Origin of the sequence: Streptomyces camelliae, assembly GCF_027625935.1 — a bacterium.
In the GTDB taxonomy this organism is placed as follows: Bacteria; Actinomycetota; Actinomycetes; order Streptomycetales; family Streptomycetaceae; genus Streptomyces; species Streptomyces camelliae.
Window position 1 is genome coordinate 4,618,670 of record NZ_CP115300.1, and the last position, 16,846, is coordinate 4,635,515.

The following is a 16,846-nucleotide window of genomic DNA, read 5'->3' on the forward strand; positions in this document are numbered from 1 at the left end:
CATCTCCGACACCCCGGTGATGTTCAGACCGTTGCGCATGAGCGAAGCTCCTTAGAGTGCTGAGAGGGCCTGATCGAAGTCCGTGATGAGGTCCTGCGCGTCCTCGATGCCGATGGACAACCGCACCAGGCCGGGTTCGATACCCACTTCCCCGCGCTGCCGCTCGGTCAGGAAGCTGTGGGACGTGTTGAACGGCAAGCTGATCAGGGACTCGACGCCACCGAGGCTGGTCGCCACCACGGGCAGGTGCAGATGGTCGAGGAGTTTCAGCGCCGCTTCGTCACCGCCCGCCAGTTCGAAGGCGATCACGCCACCCCATCCGTCCGGACACATCTCGGCGAGCCAGGGGTACGGGTAATCGGCCCGTGAGGGATGGTGGACCTTGCGTACGCGCTGATGACCTGCGAGGAATTCGCTGACAGTCACGGCGTTCTCGTGGTGCCGCCGCATCCGAAGCGCCAGGGTCTTCAATCCGCGCTCCAGCAGGAAGCACATCGTCGCGTCCAGCGAGCCGCCGAACTTCAGCATCTGGCTCCAGATCCGGTCGACGTACTTACGCGGACCGGACGCGACGCCGGCGGTGACATCGCTGTGGCCGTTGAGATATTTCGTCGCGCTGTGGATCACGACGTTCGCGCCGTACTCCAGGGGCCGCAGGAAAATGGGCGAAAGAAAAGTGTTGTCGACCACGAGAAGGATGTTCCGCTCCCGGGCCAGCTCACCGAGCTCGGCCAGGGGGGCAGCCTTCAACAGCGGGTTGGTCAGGGTCTCGAAGAACAGGACCTGGGTCTCGTCGCGTACGGCCGACCGGATGGACTCCATGTCGGTGGGATCAGCGAAGGTCACCTCCCGCCCGAGCTGGTGCATGTCCTCGCGCAGCAGGTTGTAGGTTCCGCCGTAGACATCGCGGGAACTGACGATGTGACCACCGCGGTTGGTGAGGGCCAGCAGCGTGGTCGTGATCGCCGCCATGCCCGAGGAGAAGACCAGGGCGCTCTCGGCGTTCTCCAGGGAGGCGATCTTCTCCTGGACGGCCCACTGGTTGGGACTGCCGTAGCGCCCGTAGATCGGTACGTCCCGGATGTCGCCCTGGTCGAAGGCCTGATACGTGTCCTCGGTGAACGTGAACGTGCTGCTCTGGAAGACAGGCGTGCCGACGGCCCCGGTGATCGGGTCCTCGTACGTCCCCGCGTGCACGCTGCGCGTGCTCTGACCGGCGCCGTCGACCACGCGCTGCTGGGGCAGCCGCGGGCCGGGGACCCGGCCGCGCTGGAGGCTGTTCAGCCAGGGGCGGTTCTGCCCCGCGCCCGGTGTGCTTCCGTGTGACCTGGTCACTGCGTCGTCCTCTCTCGGCCTTCGGTCTGGTGATCTGCGCCTTCGGCCTGGTGATCTGCGGCCCGGTATGCGCGTACGTCTCGCCCGGCCAGCGTGGCCAGGCACACGACGAGTTGGGTTGCGCCCGCGGCGAACAGCGTGAACCGGACGCTGGTGGCGGCCGCCACGGGACCCGCGAGTGCCAGCCCCACCGGCTGCGCGGCATAGGAACCGAACCATTCGTATGCGCTGACCCGTGACAGCTTGTCGCCGGGGATTTCCTTTTGGAGAGTCGTTTCCCAGAGCGGGTTGAAGAACATCAGGGCCATGCCCCCGAGGAATGCCGCGGCCCCGGCGATCACCGCGGAATCGGTGGCGGACATCACCAGGGGCGGCGCGGCGAACAGGGTGAGCGACAGCACTCCGGTGCGCAGTGGGTGACGGACGCGCAGCCAGAGCGCGGATGCGCTTCCGGTCACGGCACCGAGGCCGAACGCGGCAAGTATCGCGCCCCATGCGCCGGGACTGCCCAGCTCGCGCTTGCTCAGCACCGGTCCGAGCACGGTGAAGACCGCGTACATCATATTGGTGAGCGAGGCCATGAGGATGACAGACCACACCCAGGTGCGGGACCGGAACTCCCGCCAGCCGAGCTTGAGTTCGACCAGCATGTTGCGGGCGTCCGTCGGCCTGGCCGGTGTCGGAGGCAGGTGTATCCGGGCCAGGCAGAACGCGCTGACGGCGAAGGTCGCCGCGTCGGCCGCGATGGCCCAGCCGCTGCCGACCGTGACGATGAGGAGTGTGGACAGCAGCGGACCCGTGATCATCGCCGCCGAATGGGTCATGCTCCGCAGGGCGTTGGCGGAGTGCCGGCGCTCGGCGTCCACCACCTGCCCCACCAGCCCGGTGACGGCCGGGGTGAACAGGGCACTCGCGGTGCCGTGCACGGCCTGCAGGGCCATCAGCTGCCAGATCCGGGCGTCGCCGGACAGTACGAGCGCCGCGGTGATGCCTTGGCTCACCACCCGTACCGCATCGGCGCCGAACATGACCCGGTGACGTGGCCACCGGTCGGCGACGACCCCGCCGAGCAGCATGAACAGCACGACGGGAATGGTGCGAGCGGCAAGCACGAGTCCGATGTCACCCGGCGATCCCGTGCGGTCCAAGATGGCGAACGCGAGGGCGGGCGCGACCATGAAATCGCCCAGAGCCGACCCGAGTTGGGCGACGAAGAAGAGCCGGAAGGCCGGCAGGCGCAGTACGTCGAACCGGGACACAGCGCGATTCAGCTGCCCTGCGCGCTTGTCCCGGCGTGCACCGGGGCCGTGTCCACCTGGTTGAGTACGTTCCATCGTCCGATCACCTGCTCCTCCCCCTGTCCGTACACGGTGACACTGTCGATCTGCGCGGTGAGCGCGCAGATGTGCGGAGGGAGCAGACGGCCGCCCAAGGTGTCTGACCCGCAGAGCAGTTGGCGCTCTCCGGGCTGCTGCCAGGGGTACGGATGGGAGTCGAGCAGCGCGTCCGCGTCTCCCGCACCGTCCGTCACGACGGACACGGCGACATCGTCCCTGGAGCAGACGCCGATGGAGGCCATTCCGGCATCCTGGAGGGCATAGGCACCCGCGCAGATCTCGGTGACACCGGCGGTCGCCATCGCCCCGTCCGCCGTGGGGGTGCCGCCCACGGCCACGACAGGGCACGACAGCCCGGACCGGCGGAGCAGTTCGGCGTTCCGTACGGCGAATGCCGCGGCGTCACGCCCGATCTCGTTCCGTCTCTCGCCCGAGCCAGCGGAGAGCAGGGCCTGATAGCAGGTCACACCGTCGAGCCTCAGCGAGGGTTCGGCCTCGACGGCACCGGCCATCTCCAGGACCTGCGCCTCGGAGGTCGTGGTGACGTCGACGCCGGTTCCGAGCTGGATGCGGATCCCGAGGACGCTGCCGGCCTTCGTGGCTGCCGCAGCAAGACCCTCGACCGCGGTGACGCTGTCGACGTGGACGGACAGGTGGCATTCCCTGGCCAGTTCGGCGATGAGTTCCCACCGCCACGGTTCGGACCAGGGGTGGACGATCACCACATCGGTCACACCCGCTGCCACGTACCGCCTGGCCTGGGACACCTGGGTCAATGCGATGCCAACGGCACCGGCGGCCAGCTGACGCCGGGCGATCTCCACCGTCCGGTGCCCCTTCACATGGGACCGGACGCTCACCCCGGAATGCGCGGCGACACGTTCATGGAAGTGCCGGATGTTGCGATCGACGACCCCGAGATCGATGAGCACCCGAACCCCGTCCGTCCGATTCCCGCTCACTGCCCTCTCCCATCCCAGCTGTCCCCGAAGAACGAGAAATCCGGTTCCGCGCCCGCGAGCATGGCTCGCTGCCTCGATGACTCCTCCGGCGTGGGTACGCCGACCCCGGTCACCCCGCACAGGATTTCCCGACGCCAGTCCAGACCCAGCAGCTCCTCCACAGCGGCGTCACGCGTGGCGGCGGTGAAGAAGACGCCGAGGTCGAGCGCAGTGCCGACCAGATAGGCGGTCTGACTGAAATGCCCGAGCTCCATGAAGAGCGTCCGGTAGGTGCGACCCGTCCGGTACTTCCAAGCGACCCGGTCCAACACCGATGTGTAGAAGAAAACGACTCCGGCGCCGTGCAGATAGGTCTGGTCGCCGCACCATTCGACGACCCGGTCGGGATCGACCGGCCCAGGAACCAAGGATTCGAGTACGTGCTCGGTGGAGTGATAGTGGTAGACCCCCGAAGGAACTCCCTCCACATTGAGCACGACTGGATAGACCTCCAGCGAGTGCCTGGCGCCGCCCGAAGGGCTGGCCTTGAGCATCGCGGGCACCATTCCGGGCCGCTTCACCTGGTGCTGCGGTGCCGCCACCCAGTGCAGAAGGGTGGCGAGCTGCGCCTCGGTGACGGGGCTTTCCCTGTCGAACCGACGAGTGGTGCGCCGTGCGCGCAGCACCGAGTCGAGCCCTCGTTCCGCAAGGCGATCGTTCTGCGGAGCGGAGAGCCGAATTCTCGGTGCTTCCGGATACTCCTTGGTCTCAGGGGGCTGCGGGCGCTCCTCCAGCTCGCTGATGAGCCGCGCGGAGTCCTCGGCGGCGGAGAGGAACTTCTCGTCACACGTCGTACGGGACGAAAGGTGAAAGTAGGTGGCCGCGGTACCCCATTCCGACCATGCGCCCAGGGACCTCACGAGGCGATCCTCAGGGGACTCTTCCGCGATGAGGATCCGAGCGGCGTGGAGCTGATGGACGAGTCGCAATTCCGGATCTGCCCCGGAATCATCGGATTCTGCCACTTCGGTCCAGTCGGCGAAACGCGCCAGAAGCCGCTGCGCACCCGGGCTCAAAGCGAGCTGACGGTGCAGGACGGGATCGTCGCACACCATTTGACCGTTTCTCCATGTGAAGACACACAGAGGTGATATGCGAAGTCGCATCAATCGCGCCAGATGGTCGTGGGAACGAGGCGGGTCTGCTCAACCCCGTCATAACTCGTCATGCTGATTCCAATCTGAAAGACTCGGCGAGCAACCAGCCACTCCTCCGTGTAGCTCCCTCATCTTTTCCCCGGCAGGGCACCGAATCCAGGGATGTCTGCGGCAGCCACTGGTCATGGCGCGTGAACGACACCGGCTCCGCCCTTCCCACATGATGAGACAGGTCCGCGTACCGCAGGCCAGCAGGCCGGTCTCGCGATCCGGCCGCACAGCACTCCGGGCCCGCCAGCCGCGCGGGCGATCACCTGGACATGCGGAGGCCGAGGCGTCATCGGCACCTGGCAGAGACCGGGCCCAGGGGACCGCCGGGGGAGCGGCGGCGGATCGTCGGTCGCCGGTACGCACGAAAATGCCCTCTGAAACCGCGTTTCCGCAGGTCAGAGGGCATTTACCGGGTGGAGCCTAGGGGAGTCGAACCCCTGACATCCGCCATGCAAAGACGGCGCTCTACCAACTGAGCTAAGGCCCCAGAAGGGAACGACCGGCCGGAAGGAACCTTGTCCGGCAGGCGTCGCTGACCAGAGTACCGGGTCACCCCCCATATCCCGCAAAAAGATTGGGGGTCCCCGCGGATGACCACTCTCCGTAAGATGCTCGGCGTGGTTCGCTACAGCGAACCGCGGTATTCAGGGGAAGCGATGGGGAGACGCAATGGACGCCGCACAGCAGGAAGCCACCGCCAGAGCGCGGGAGCTGCAGCGGAACTGGTACGGGGAGCCGTTGGGGGCGCTCTTCCGTAAGCTCATCGAGGATCTGGGACTCAATCAGGCCCGTCTCGCGGCGGTCCTCGGGCTGTCCGCTCCGATGCTCTCGCAGCTGATGAGCGGCCAGCGGGCCAAGATCGGCAATCCCGCCGTGGTCCAGCGGGTGCAGCTGCTGCAGGAGCTGGCGGCCCAGGTCGCGGACGGCAGCGTCAGCGCCGCCGAGGCGAGCGAGCGCATGGAAGAGATCAAGAAGTCGCAGGGGGGCTCCGTGCTCAGCAACACCACCCACACCACCAGCGGTTCGGGTGCGCCGACCGTCAAGCGGGTGGTCCGCGAGATCCAGTCGCTGCTGCGCTCGGTGGCCGCCGCGGGCGACATCATCGACGCCGCGGACAGCCTCGCCCCGGCCCATCCCGAACTGGCGGAGTTCCTCCGTGTCTACGGCGCCGGCCGCACCTCCGACGCCGTCGCCCACTACCAGTCCCACCAGAGCTGACCCCACGGGGCAGCACGGGGGCCGGTAGCGGTACGGGGGAGAGCCGGGGGCAGAGTGACAGCGGGGGCTGGGGGGTAGCGAGGGGGAGTAGGGGTAGTCAGGGGCTTGGCGGTCGGGGGGCACGCGGAGCTCGGGGGAGGAGCGGCGCACAGCCATGGGTGAGGTCTTCGCCGGCCGGTACGAGCTGGCCGACCCGATCGGACGCGGTGGCGTGGGCGCCGTATGGCGTGCCTGGGACCACCGCCGGCGCCGTTATGTGGCCGCGAAGGTCCTCCAGCAGCGCGACGCTCACTCCCTGCTGCGGTTCGTGCGCGAGCAGGCCCTGCGGATCGACCACCCCCATGTCCTCGCCCCGGCCAGCTGGGCCGCCGACGACGACAAGGTGCTGTTCACCATGGACCTGGTCGCCGGCGGTTCGCTGGTCCACCTCGTCGGCGACTACGGCCCCCTGCCGCCGGCGTACGTGTGCACGCTGCTCGACCAGTTGCTGTCCGGTCTCGCCGCCGTCCATGCGGAAGGCGTCATCCACCGGGACATCAAGCCCGCCAACCTCCTCCTCGAAGCCACCGGCACCGGCCGGCCCCGGCTGCGGTTGTCCGACTTCGGCATCGCCATGCGGCTCGGCGAACCCCGGCTGACGGAGACCAACCTCGTGGTGGGGACGCCTGGTTACCTCGCCCCCGAGCAGCTGCTCGGCGCCGAACCCGACTTCCCGGCCGACCTGTTCGCCGTGGGCCTGGTCGCCCTCTACCTCCTCGAAGGCGCCAAGCCGGACGCCAAGGCGCTGGTGGAGTACTTCGCCGAACACGGCACGCCCGGCCCGCCCAAGGGTGTCCCCGAACCGCTCTGGCAGGTCGTCGCCGGCCTGCTCCAGCCCGACCCGGCCGCCCGGTTCCGTACCGCCACGGGTGCCCGCAAGGCGCTCGCCTCCGCCGTGGAACTCCTGCCGGAGCCCGATCTCGACGACGAGCTGATCGAGATCTTCGACCAACTCGGCCCGCTTCCCTCGGGGTTCGGTCCTGACGGCCCCCTCACCCTGGCCTCCGGGGTGGCCAGGGAACTGCTCCCGGACACGGACACCGCCTCTGCGGCCGGTCCTGCCAGTCCTGCAGATACGGCCGGTGCAGCGGGGGATCACGGCCATGTCCGTGGTGATGCGCCCACCGGCACCGGATCCCTCTCGGACACCGGGAGCTTCCGTCTGCCGCCACCCCTGGAGTCCCCGACCCCAACCCCGACCCCGACTCCGACGCCACTCCCCGCCCCGGCTCCGGCTCCGGCCCCCGACCCCCCGTACGTGTCCCCCCACACCCCCCTCCACGGACCGGCGGATCCGCTCCCTCCCCCTCCGCCCCTGCCTCCCCAGCCCCGGCTCCAGCCCCAGCCGGCCCCCTGGGCTGCCGAGCCGTCCGTCACCGCGTCGTACACCGCCCGGAACCCGCAGCCGGCACCCCCGCCGCAGCCGGTCCCGTCCCCGCCCCGGCCGGTCCCGTCCGCCCCCGGGCACGGTCGGCGCGGGCGTCGGGCGCGGCGGGAGCGGCGGCCGGGGCCGCCGGCCAAGGCCGTGATACCGATCCTGCTGCTGGCGCTGGCCTGCTACGCGGTGGGCTTCTGGGCCCTGGCCCGGGTCTGAGGCCGGCGGGCCGCCAGCGTCCACGCGCCGAGCCCCAGCAGGAGCAGCGTGCCCAGGCCGATGCCACCGCCCGCGACCAGCTTCATCACCGGATCACCCGCGCCCCCGGTGCCCTCCGCTCCCGCCGCACCTGTGCCGCCCCCGGCGAGCGCGGCCGCCCGGTCCTGGTCCGTGACCGTGAAGACGTCCGCGGGCACGGGCCGGCCGGCGTACTCCGGCCCCGCGTGAGCCTGCCCGGTCACCCGGACCCGCAGCGTCACGGGGAACGGCCCCTGCCCGAACGTGCCGGTCAGCCGCTCGCTGAGGTGCAGGACCAGGTAGTAGTCGCCGGCGAACCGCACGGAGGTCACCGCGGCGGGGACGGCGTAGCGGTTGGCGTACTCCACCGGTGGGACGGGGGCGAGCACGGCGGACTTCCCGGTGCCGGTGTAGCCGAGCGCGGTGTCCTCGACGTAGCCGCGGACGGGGTTGTGCAGGGAGAGCTCCAGGGCGCCGCCGACATAGCCGTGGCCCGTGGAACCGCCGAGCTCGGCGGAGGCGTGCAGTTGCCGGCCCCAGTCGAGCGGCACCTTGTAGAACCGGGTCTCGCCGGGCGTCAGTTCGGTGCGCCACACGCCCTGGCCCAGCGGGCGGGCGGAGGCGAAACCGGTGCCGCCGGAGCGTTCCACCGGCGCCCCGCCGAGCGGCTCGGGTGTGGCGGAGTCCCAGGTCTCCGGCGCCGTGGTGGCCCCGGCGTGTGCCGGGCGGGGTTCGGTGGCGGGCGCGAGCTCCAGGTCCCAGGGCCCGGCGGAGGAGACGCCCCCGGTGGTGAGTCGCTGGACGGTCACGTAGTACGTCCCGCCGCCCTGGCACACCGAGTGGCCGGGCTCGCGCTGCCCGAGCGCGGTGACCGGGCGGGGGCTGAGTCCGGCGCCGAAGCGGGCGTCGGCGTAGGAGCAGCGGGTGCCGCGCGCGTCCTGGACCGTGACGCTGATGCCGTCGGTGCTGGTGACGGTCGCGTTCGCGGGGGGTACGGCGGTGACGGGGACGTACGCCGTGTCGGCGGCCGCGAGCCGCAGGCGGTAGTAGAGGGTGCCGTCGCCCGGCAGGGAGCTGCGGTAGACGCGGCCGGCCGCCAGCCGTCCGGCGTCGGCGGGGGCCTGCCCGCCGACGACCACGGACGCGCCGGGCGCGAAGGCGTACGGCGTGTCGCCGGCGGCGGCCGCCGTGGCGCCGGGCAGCGTGACCAGGGCGCACAGCCCCGGCAGCAGCAGAGTCGGCCACCACACCGTTCGTCGCCTGAGCCTGAGCCGTAGCCTGAGCCTCAGCCTGAGCCTCGACGTCAGCCATCGCCCCCGCACGTGCCGGCCTCCCCAGTCGTCGCCCGCCGTGTTGTCACCGCCGTACCGGACCGTTGCCCATCCTGCCCCGTGCGTCCCTGCGCCATCCGGGGAACGCGTGCGGCCGTCCGAAAAGCCCGGCACCGCCCAGCGGGAGGCGTACGACGGCGCGTCGGCCCGCAGGAGCGCTTACCCCGTCCCGCGCGCCCCCGCAAACGCAGAACCCCGGCCGCTTCGGCGACCGGGGTCTGTTCAGATTCTGGTATCGGCACTCACGAACCCGTGGGCACGGAGTCAGTCGCCTCCGTCCACAGGTCCTGCTCGGCGCGATCCGCCTGGATCTGGCGGTACACGAGGAGCCCGCCGATGGCGGCCAGTGCGACCAGGAGCAGCTTCTTCACCGCGCGACCTCGTCTTTCCTTGACGTAGGGGACCTCTGGCGCCCGACTATACACACCGGCCGATATCAATCGGTGACCTGCGTCCCGGCCCAACTCCCGCCTCCTGGAGCTCGATAGGGCACGTCCGGGGCAGGTCCGCGGCCGATCCGATCGGAGGGTGATCACACCTCCACGGGCGGTTACTTCACTCCTCTCCGCCGTCCCTCACCAGGCTTTGGGGGTTTTCGGAACCGCTTGCCGCCATCCGGGTGGTGTTCATCGGAACATCGACGCGCCACGGGCGTCGGTCCCCCACTTCGCGATCCGCATACACATCATGAGGAAAGTACGCAAATCGCCCAACCCGAAAGTGAGGGGCCATGACCCAGAACAAGGTCATGAAGCTGTGGACCGCCATCGTCACCGCCTTCCTCGCGCTGTGCACGGCGCTCGGACTCGTCACCGCCACCACCGCCACGACCGCGGCGGCCGCGCCCCTGACCGAGACCACCGGCACCGGCAGCGCGCAGCGGACCGTCCCGACGAACCCGGCGGCACACCACTGGCTCTGGTCCCACGCCAGCGCCCTGCCCCCCACGATGAAGCAGCGGATCCGAGCCGAGGCCCACGGCAAGACCCCCAGCTGCCGGCACCGGCCCCTCGACACGACGGAAGCGGAGAGCACGGCCGCCTTCGACCACCCCTCGGCGGGCGCCCTCGACTGCTGAGCAGGCCCCTTCAGCAGCACCGCAGCCGTCTCGACGAACCAGGCGACTTGCGTACCCATCCGTTCAGTCGACACGGAACGACCCCCGGCCGGACCCGGCCGGGGGTCTCGCGTTGTCGCCACTCCTCGCCTGGGAGGATGGACGACGAACGCCAGCACCCCAGAACGACTCCCCCACGAGACACACGAGACAAAGGTGGTGAGCCTGTCGTGATCCGGCGCGTCACCGTCGTCACCGCTGTCCACGGCCCGTCCGCGCCGTTCCTGCCGGACGCCTACGCGTCGCTGAGCGAGCAGTGGCTCCCCGACGGCTGGGAGTGGGAGTGGGTGATCCAGCAGGACGGCACGACGGACGAGGTGCGCCCCTACGTCCCCGACGACCCGCGCGTGAGTTTCCGGCAGGGCCGGCCGGGCGGTCCCGGGGTCGCCCGGACGATCGCGCTGGCGCATGCCGAGGGCGTGTACGTCAGGGTGCTGGACGCCGACGACCGGCTCACCCCGGGCGCGCTCGCCCGTGACGTGGCCGTACTGGAGGCCGACCGCACCATCGGCTGGACCACCTCCCGGGTCCTCGACCTGCTGCCCGACGGCTCCACGGCCGGCTTTCCCGGCGATCCGGACGACGGGCCGCTCGAACGCGGTGTCGTGCTCGACCACTGGAGCCGCAGCGACTTCCGCGCGCCGGTCCACCCGGCGACCCTGTGCGTCCGCCGGGACCTGCTGATCGCCCTGGGCGGCTGGATGGCCCTGCCGGCCTCCGAGGACACGGGCCTGCTGCTGGCGCTGAACGCCGTGAGCCGCGGCTGGTTCTCGGCCGAGGTCGGCCTGCTGTACCGCAAGTGGGAGGGGCAGGCGACCGGCCAGGCCTCCCACGTCGAACCCGCCGAACGCGCGGCCCGGATGGCGGTGGCGGAGGCCAGGGCGCGGGAACTGGCCGACCTGGGCTGGGCCTATCCGCCCGCGCTGCCGGGCCCGGACGCCTCCTGAGGCCTGCTCCGTAGACCTACTCCGCCTCCGTAGACCTACTCCGTCGCTCCGCCGAGCACGATCGCCTGCGACGGGCACTTCTCGGCCGCCTCCCGCACCTCAGGGTCGTCGCCGGACTCCGCACGGCCGGGCCGTACGACGCCGTACCCGTCCTCGAACGCGAACACGGCCGGCGCCCGGTGCGCGCACTCGGCGGAGCCGTAGCACAGGGCGCGGTCGACGGAGACCTTCATGCGTCCTCCAGTCGTCGGTGATGACGTCGACTTCCAGGACGTCACTGCCCCACGAAGCGCGCGCCGAACCGGACCCGCCCGTCGCCCTCGTCCTAGCGCTGCCCGCCCGCGGCCGAGAGCCAGCGGGCCACCCGGCGGACCGTGGGCTCGTCCAGCAGGTCGGCCATCGCCCGGACCGCCTCGTCGTCCTCGGGGCTCAGGTCGTACAGCCCCGCCGTGCCCAGCGCGGCCATCAGCACCTGGTGACGGCGGTCCGTCATGCGTTCCGCGAGCTTGGCCGGTGCGGCGGCGGGTCCGGGCCCGTCGGCCGGGGCGGCGGGCGCCTTGGCGGACGGGGCGTCGTAGAGGCGCCAGGCGCCGTCGCCGGGCCCCCACAGCGCGACCGTGGCCTCCTCGCCGCGCGCTCGCACGGTCCTGGTCATGTCCGCGACGGCGTAGAGCACGGGAGCCCGGTCCGGGGACTCGGCGGCCACCGTCCAGGAATCCTGTGCGGGCTGGTGGAACAGCGCGACCCAGCGCGGGGCGCCGTGCGGGCACGGGGGCCGCTTCTCCGCCTTCTCCATGACACTCACCCCTTCGGGGACAGCCGGCCGGGGCGGTACCGTATCTGATGGTGCGTCAGATATCCAGGGCCCTGCCCGCGCGGCGGGCTCGGTCCGGGCGGAACGGCCGGATGAATCCGGACGGAACGGCCGACTGGATCCGGACGGAACGGCCGGATGAGTCCGGGCGGAACGGCCGGATGAGTCCGGGCGGAATGAAGGCGTCCGAGCGAAAAGTGAAGGATGAGTCTTGTAGGAGACCGGTATGAGTCCGCCGCCCGTCCGGCACCGGTCCCTCCCCTCGTGGGGACCGGTGCCGAACGGTGCGGGGCTGCCAACCCGTGACGCGTCGGCTCGTCACGGGTCGCGGAAGGGGAGCCGGTTCCTGGAGTGGTCGCGGGATCACGCGACGGCCTCGCTGCCGCTCCCTGCCTGCTGCGGGGCCCGCTCGCGGGTCCCCGGTGGAAGTTGACCGAGATCTTTCGGCAACGCGGTCGGTCGGTTCGCCTACCAGGCCCGTGGCCTGTCCGGACGGTGTGTGACGGATCCGCTACCGGGTCCGGATCCTGCCATCTGTTGCCGTCGGCGAGGAGGTTCCGGTCTCCGGTCCGGTGCTTATTCGCAGGTCAGGCGTATAAGGTGAGTTTTCCGGTCCGGACGTCCAGATGCGGGGGGAAAGAAAACGGGAGGGGCCTTGAGTTCCGACTCAGGGGCACGCACAGCTTTCGCCGAGCGTCTCGCGCTGCTGTACAAGGAGGCCGGAAATCCTCCCCTCAAGAGCGTCGCCGAGGCGGTCGTACGGCTGCAGCGGGTCGACGAGCGCGGCCGGCCCGTACGGGTGTCCGCGCAGCGCATCAGCGACTGGCGCCGGGCCAGAAACGTTCCGGCACAGTTCGCCGCCCTCGCCGCGGTGCTGCACATCCTGATACCGGAGGCGCGCCGGCTGCGCCCCGCCCCGGTCTCCACCGGCCTGTACGAGCTCGCGCACTGGCAGCGGCTGTGGGAGCGCGCGCTGGCCGACCCGGTCGGCGACCGCCCCGCACCCCCCGACGAGGAGAGCCGGCAGCCACCCGCCCAGGCCCCAACCGTCGCCGGCGGCGTATGCCCCTACCGGGGTCTGGCCCCTTACCGGCAGGAGGACGCCCGCTGGTTCTTCGGCCGTGAGCGCAGCACGAGCGCGCTCGTCGACCAGCTGCGGGCCACGGAGCGCACCGGCGGTCTGGTGATGCTGGTGGGCGCCTCGGGCGCGGGCAAGTCCTCCCTCCTCAACGCCGGTCTGGTGCCCGCCGTCCGCGACGGCGCCCTGGCGGCGGACCGGCCCGGGCGAGCGCAGCGAGATGGGGGTCCCTCCGGACGAAGTCTGGGGGAGGGACTGGTGCTCCAGCTGGTGCCGGGCGCCGATCCGCTGGGCGAGCTGGTCCGCCGGGTCCCCGAGCTGGCCCCGGTCGCCGCCGACGCGCGCGAGGCCGAGCGGGCGGCGACCCGGAACCCGGCCGTGCCCGGGTCCGACGCCCCCCGGATCGCCCGGGCGGCGCGCGAGGCGGTCTCGGCGTGGGCGCACCGCGAGACGACCGGGGAACCCACCGACGGCCCGTCCCCGGACATCCGGCCCTCCGACAGCCACCCCGTCGACAACCGAACCATCGACAGCCGAACCATCGACAGCCGACCCGTCGACAACCGACCCTCCGACAGCCGAACGATCGGCAGCCGCCCCTGCGACAACCGACCCCCAGACAACCGCCCCTCCTACAACCGACCCATCGGCAGCATCGACAGCAGGCCCCTCGGCTCCCGCCCGGTCGTCATCGTCGACCAGTTCGAAGAAGCCTTCACCCTCTGCCCCGACGAGGCGGACCGCCGTACCTTCATCCAGCTGCTGCACGCCGTCTGCACCCCGCCGGCCGGCGCGGACGGCCCCGCCCCGGTCGTCGTCGTGCTCGGCATCCGCGCCGACTTCTACGAGCAGTGCCTCGGCTACCCGGAGCTCGCCGACGCCCTCCAGCACCGGCACATGGTGCTCGGCCCGCTGACCAGCGCCGAACTGCGCGAGGCGGTGACCGGCCCGGCCAAGGCGGTCGGCCTGGAGCTGGAGCCGGGGCTCGCCGAGCTGATCGTCCGCGAGGTGAGCGCCGACGGCCCGCGCGGAGCGCACGACGCGGGCGTGCTCCCGCTGCTGTCCCACGCCCTGCTCGCCACCTGGCAGCGCCGCAAGGCCGGGAAGCTGACGCTGGCCGGCTACCGCGCGGCCGGCGGGATCCAGGGCGCCGTCGCGGCGACCGCCGAGCGCGCCTGGTCCGGGCTCGACCCCGCGGCCCGTACGGCGGCCCGGCTGCTCCTGCTGCGCCTGGTCCGCCTCGGCGAGGACACCCACGCCACCCGCCGGCGCGGCACCCGGCGCCAGCTCGCGGCGGAGTCGGCGGACCCCGGCAAGACGGAGGAGTCCCTCGAAGCCCTCGTCCGGGCCCGGCTGGTGACGCTGGACGCCGACACCGTGGAGATCACCCACGAGGCGCTGCTGCACGCCTGGCCCCGGCTGCGGCACTGGATCGACGACAACCGCAACGACCATCTGCTGCGCCAGCGGCTGGAGGAGGACGGCCGGGCCTGGGAGGACTCGGGCCGGGACAGCTCGCTGCTCTACCGGGGCTCCCGGCTGGAGCAGGCCCGCGGCTGGGCCAGGTCGGCCGGCGACACCTTCCTGACCCGCAGCGCGGTGGAGTTCCTGGCCGCCTCGGTCCGGCTGCGCCGGCGCTCGGTGTGGCTGAGCCGGGCCGCGGTGGCCGCGCTGGTGGTGCTCTCCCTCGTGGCCGGCGGGTCGGCGGTGATCGCCCGGCAGCAGCGGGACGACGCCGTCTTCGAGCAGGTCCTCGCCGAGGCCGACCGGGTCCAGAACACCGATCCGTCCCTGTCCGCCCAGCTCGACCTGGTCGCGCACCGGCTGCGCCCCAAGGACGAGGGGACGTACAGCAGGCTGATCTCGATCGTGAACGCGCCGCTGGCCACCCCGCTGACCGGCCACACCGGCGCCGTCTACCTCACCTCGTTCAGCCCCGACGGCAAGACCCTGGCCACGGCCAGCTACGACCGCACGGTCCGGCTGTGGAACGTGGCCGACCCCAGCCGCCCGAAGCCGCTGGGCAAGCCGCTGACCGGGCACACCAGCTGGGTGAGCAGCGCGGTCTTCAGCCCGGACGGGCACACCCTGGCCAGCGCCGGCGACGACGGCACGGTCCGGCTGTGGAACGTGGCCGACCCCGCCCGTCCGATGTCCCTGGGCGCACCCCTGACCGGGCACAAGGGCACGATCTATCTGATCGCCTTCAGCCCGGACGGCCGTACGCTGGCCTCCGCCGGCGAGGACCACACCGTACGGCTGTGGGACGTGGCCGACCCGCGCCGGCCGCGGCAGATCGGCGCCCTCACCGGCCACTCCGCCGCCGTACGCTGCGTGGCGTTCAGCCCCGACGGGCGCACCCTCGCGGCGAGCGGTGACGACGACACGATCCTGCTGTGGAACGTGTCCGACCCACGGCACGCCAAGCGCTACGACACGGCGCTGAAGGGCCACACCGACCTCGTGCACTCGGTCGCGTTCAGCCCCGACGGGCACACTCTCGCCTCCGGCAGCGCGGACGACACGATCCGCCTGTGGGACGTCACCGACCCCGCCCGCGCCGCCGCGCTCGGCTCCCCGCTCGCCGGACACACCGGCCCGATCTGGTCGGTGGCCTTCAGCCCGGACGGCAGCCGGCTCGCCGCCGCGAGCGCGGACAGCACCGCCAGCCTGTGGAACGTGACCGACCGGACGTCCCCCTCCCAGATCGGGGAGCCGCTCGCGGGCAGCAGCGGGGAGATGTACGCCCTGGGGTTCAGCCCCGACGGCAAGACCCTCGCCACCGGCAGCGGTGACAGCAAGGTGCGCCTGTGGTCACTGCCGACGTCGGACATCATCGGCCGCACCGGCGCGTTCCGGCCGGACGGACGGGTGCTGGCCACGGCGGCGCGGGACGGCAGGCTCCGGCTGTGGAACGTGACGCGGCCCGGCCGGCCGGTGCTGCTGGGCAAGCCGTTCATGCAGGGCGACGCCGGCCATCGTTCGCTGCGGTTCTCCCCCGACGGCCGCGTTCTCGCCGTCCTCACCTACGACCACACGGTGTATCTGTGGAACGTCAGCGATCCGTCCCACCCGGTCGTCACCGGATCGCCCATCGCCCTGCGGACGCGCTTCGCGGGGCCGGCCACGCTCGCCTTCAGCCCGAACGGGCACGTTCTGGCCACCGCCTACGACGACACCACCATCCAGCTGTGGGACGTCACCGACCCCGCGCACCCCGCCGCGCTCGGCAGACCGCTGGCGGGCCACCGAGGCTATGTCAACGCGATCTCCTTCAGCCCTGACGGCCGCACCCTCGCCTCCGGCAGCGCGGACAGCACGGTCCGGCTCTGGAACGTCGCCGACCCGGCCCACGCGACCGCGCTGGCCCGGCTCAAGCACTCCGGCCCCGTCAACGCGCTCGCCTTCAGCCCGGACGGGCACGTTCTGGCCAGCGGCAGCGACGACGACACGGTCCGGCTGTGGGACGTCACCGACCCCGCCTCGGCGACCGCGCTGGGCGCGCCGCTCACCGGCCACACCGAGGCGGTCAAGCTGCTGACGTTCACCCCGAACGGGCACGTTCTGGCCAGCGGCGGCAACGACAACACCGTCCGGCTGTGGAATGTCACCCACCCGTCCTCGGCGGTCCCCATCGGCCAGTCGATGAATTCCAACGCCAAGTCGGGCACGTTCCTGTCCTTCAGCCCCAGGGGCAACGTCCTGGGCGTCTCCAGCGGCACGGACACGGCCCGCCTGTGGAACCTGGACGACGACGCGGCGATCGACTACCTCTGCGGGGTCACCCGTAAGGTCCTGACCCCGCAGAAGTGGCACGAGTACCTCCCCCGCCTCTCCTACGACCCCCCGTGCGGTCGCTGATCGGCCAA

General features: G+C 71.5%; 13 protein-coding genes and 1 tRNA gene. 5 read left to right on the forward strand and 9 right to left on the reverse strand.

All coding sequences use genetic code 11. The features are described 5' to 3' along the window. Positions 1–51: 51 nt before the first annotated feature. The 5 genes from O1G22_RS20980 to O1G22_RS21000 form a co-directional block, all read right to left on the reverse strand. Positions 52–1,335 carry a trans-sulfuration enzyme family protein gene (locus O1G22_RS20980; RefSeq protein ID WP_270082753.1) on the reverse strand — a complete coding sequence of 428 codons (1,284 nt, stop codon included), beginning with the start codon at positions 1,333–1,335 and terminating at the stop codon, positions 52–54. After that, positions 1,332–2,594, reverse strand: a complete 1,263-nt coding sequence (locus O1G22_RS20985; RefSeq protein ID WP_270082754.1) for an MFS transporter — start codon at positions 2,592–2,594, stop codon at positions 1,332–1,334. The genes O1G22_RS20980 and O1G22_RS20985 overlap by 4 nt, the downstream gene beginning before the upstream one ends. An 8-nt stretch (positions 2,595–2,602) precedes the next feature. Beyond that, a complete protein-coding gene (locus O1G22_RS20990; RefSeq protein WP_270082755.1) occupies positions 2,603–3,604 on the reverse strand; it encodes an alanine racemase in 1,002 nt (333 codons plus the stop codon). Between the two features lie 26 nt (positions 3,605–3,630). Next, positions 3,631–4,728, reverse strand: a complete 1,098-nt coding sequence (locus O1G22_RS20995; RefSeq protein WP_270082756.1) for a SagB/ThcOx family dehydrogenase — start codon at positions 4,726–4,728, stop codon at positions 3,631–3,633. Between the two features lie 507 nt (positions 4,729–5,235). Then, positions 5,236–5,308 (reverse strand) — tRNA-Ala (locus O1G22_RS21000). 182 nt (positions 5,309–5,490) lie between these two features. Between O1G22_RS21000 and O1G22_RS21005 the strand changes: the two genes are divergently transcribed. Together O1G22_RS21005 and O1G22_RS21010 are read left to right on the forward strand one after the other, a co-directional pair. Next, complete coding sequence (locus tag O1G22_RS21005; RefSeq protein ID WP_225100345.1) at positions 5,491–6,039, forward strand: helix-turn-helix domain-containing protein; 549 nt, start codon at positions 5,491–5,493, stop codon at positions 6,037–6,039. A gap of 154 nt (positions 6,040–6,193) precedes the next feature. Further along, on the forward strand, positions 6,194–7,672 hold the full coding sequence (locus tag O1G22_RS21010) for a serine/threonine-protein kinase (protein ID WP_270082757.1): 1,479 nt from the start codon (positions 6,194–6,196) through the stop codon (positions 7,670–7,672). Here O1G22_RS21010 and O1G22_RS21015 read toward each other — a convergent pair. Both O1G22_RS21015 and O1G22_RS21020 read right to left on the reverse strand, forming a co-directional pair. Then, entirely contained in the window at positions 7,636–8,940 is a 1,305-nt protein-coding gene (locus tag O1G22_RS21015; protein WP_270082758.1) for a hypothetical protein, read from the reverse strand. The genes O1G22_RS21010 and O1G22_RS21015 overlap by 37 nt on opposite strands. Positions 8,941–9,263: 323 nt before the next feature. After that, on the reverse strand, positions 9,264–9,392 hold the full coding sequence (locus tag O1G22_RS21020) for a DLW-39 family protein (RefSeq protein ID WP_003999697.1): 129 nt from the start codon (positions 9,390–9,392) through the stop codon (positions 9,264–9,266). A gap of 359 nt (positions 9,393–9,751) precedes the next feature. Here O1G22_RS21020 and O1G22_RS21025 point away from each other — a divergent pair, with 359 nt between their 5' ends. Together O1G22_RS21025 and O1G22_RS21030 are read left to right on the forward strand one after the other, a co-directional pair. After that, entirely contained in the window at positions 9,752–10,099 is a 348-nt protein-coding gene (locus O1G22_RS21025) for a DUF6344 domain-containing protein (protein ID WP_270082759.1), read from the forward strand. 209 nt (positions 10,100–10,308) lie between these two features. Next, on the forward strand, positions 10,309–11,085 hold the full coding sequence (locus O1G22_RS21030; protein WP_270082760.1) for a glycosyltransferase family 2 protein: 777 nt from the start codon (positions 10,309–10,311) through the stop codon (positions 11,083–11,085). Between the two features lie 35 nt (positions 11,086–11,120). Here the strand turns inward: O1G22_RS21030 and O1G22_RS21035 are convergent, their stop codons facing one another. Together O1G22_RS21035 and O1G22_RS21040 are read right to left on the reverse strand one after the other, a co-directional pair. Then, positions 11,121–11,318 carry a ferredoxin gene (locus O1G22_RS21035; protein ID WP_270082761.1) on the reverse strand — a complete coding sequence of 66 codons (198 nt, stop codon included), beginning with the start codon at positions 11,316–11,318 and terminating at the stop codon, positions 11,121–11,123. Positions 11,319–11,410: 92 nt separating this feature from the next. After that, on the reverse strand, positions 11,411–11,881 hold the full coding sequence (locus O1G22_RS21040) for a hypothetical protein (protein WP_270082762.1): 471 nt from the start codon (positions 11,879–11,881) through the stop codon (positions 11,411–11,413). Between the two features lie 673 nt (positions 11,882–12,554). On the opposite strand from O1G22_RS21040, the gene O1G22_RS21045 reads away from it, so the two are divergent. Further along, complete coding sequence (locus tag O1G22_RS21045) at positions 12,555–16,838, forward strand: NACHT and WD repeat domain-containing protein (protein ID WP_270082763.1); 4,284 nt, start codon at positions 12,555–12,557, stop codon at positions 16,836–16,838. The last annotated feature ends 8 nt before the right edge of the window (positions 16,839–16,846 follow it).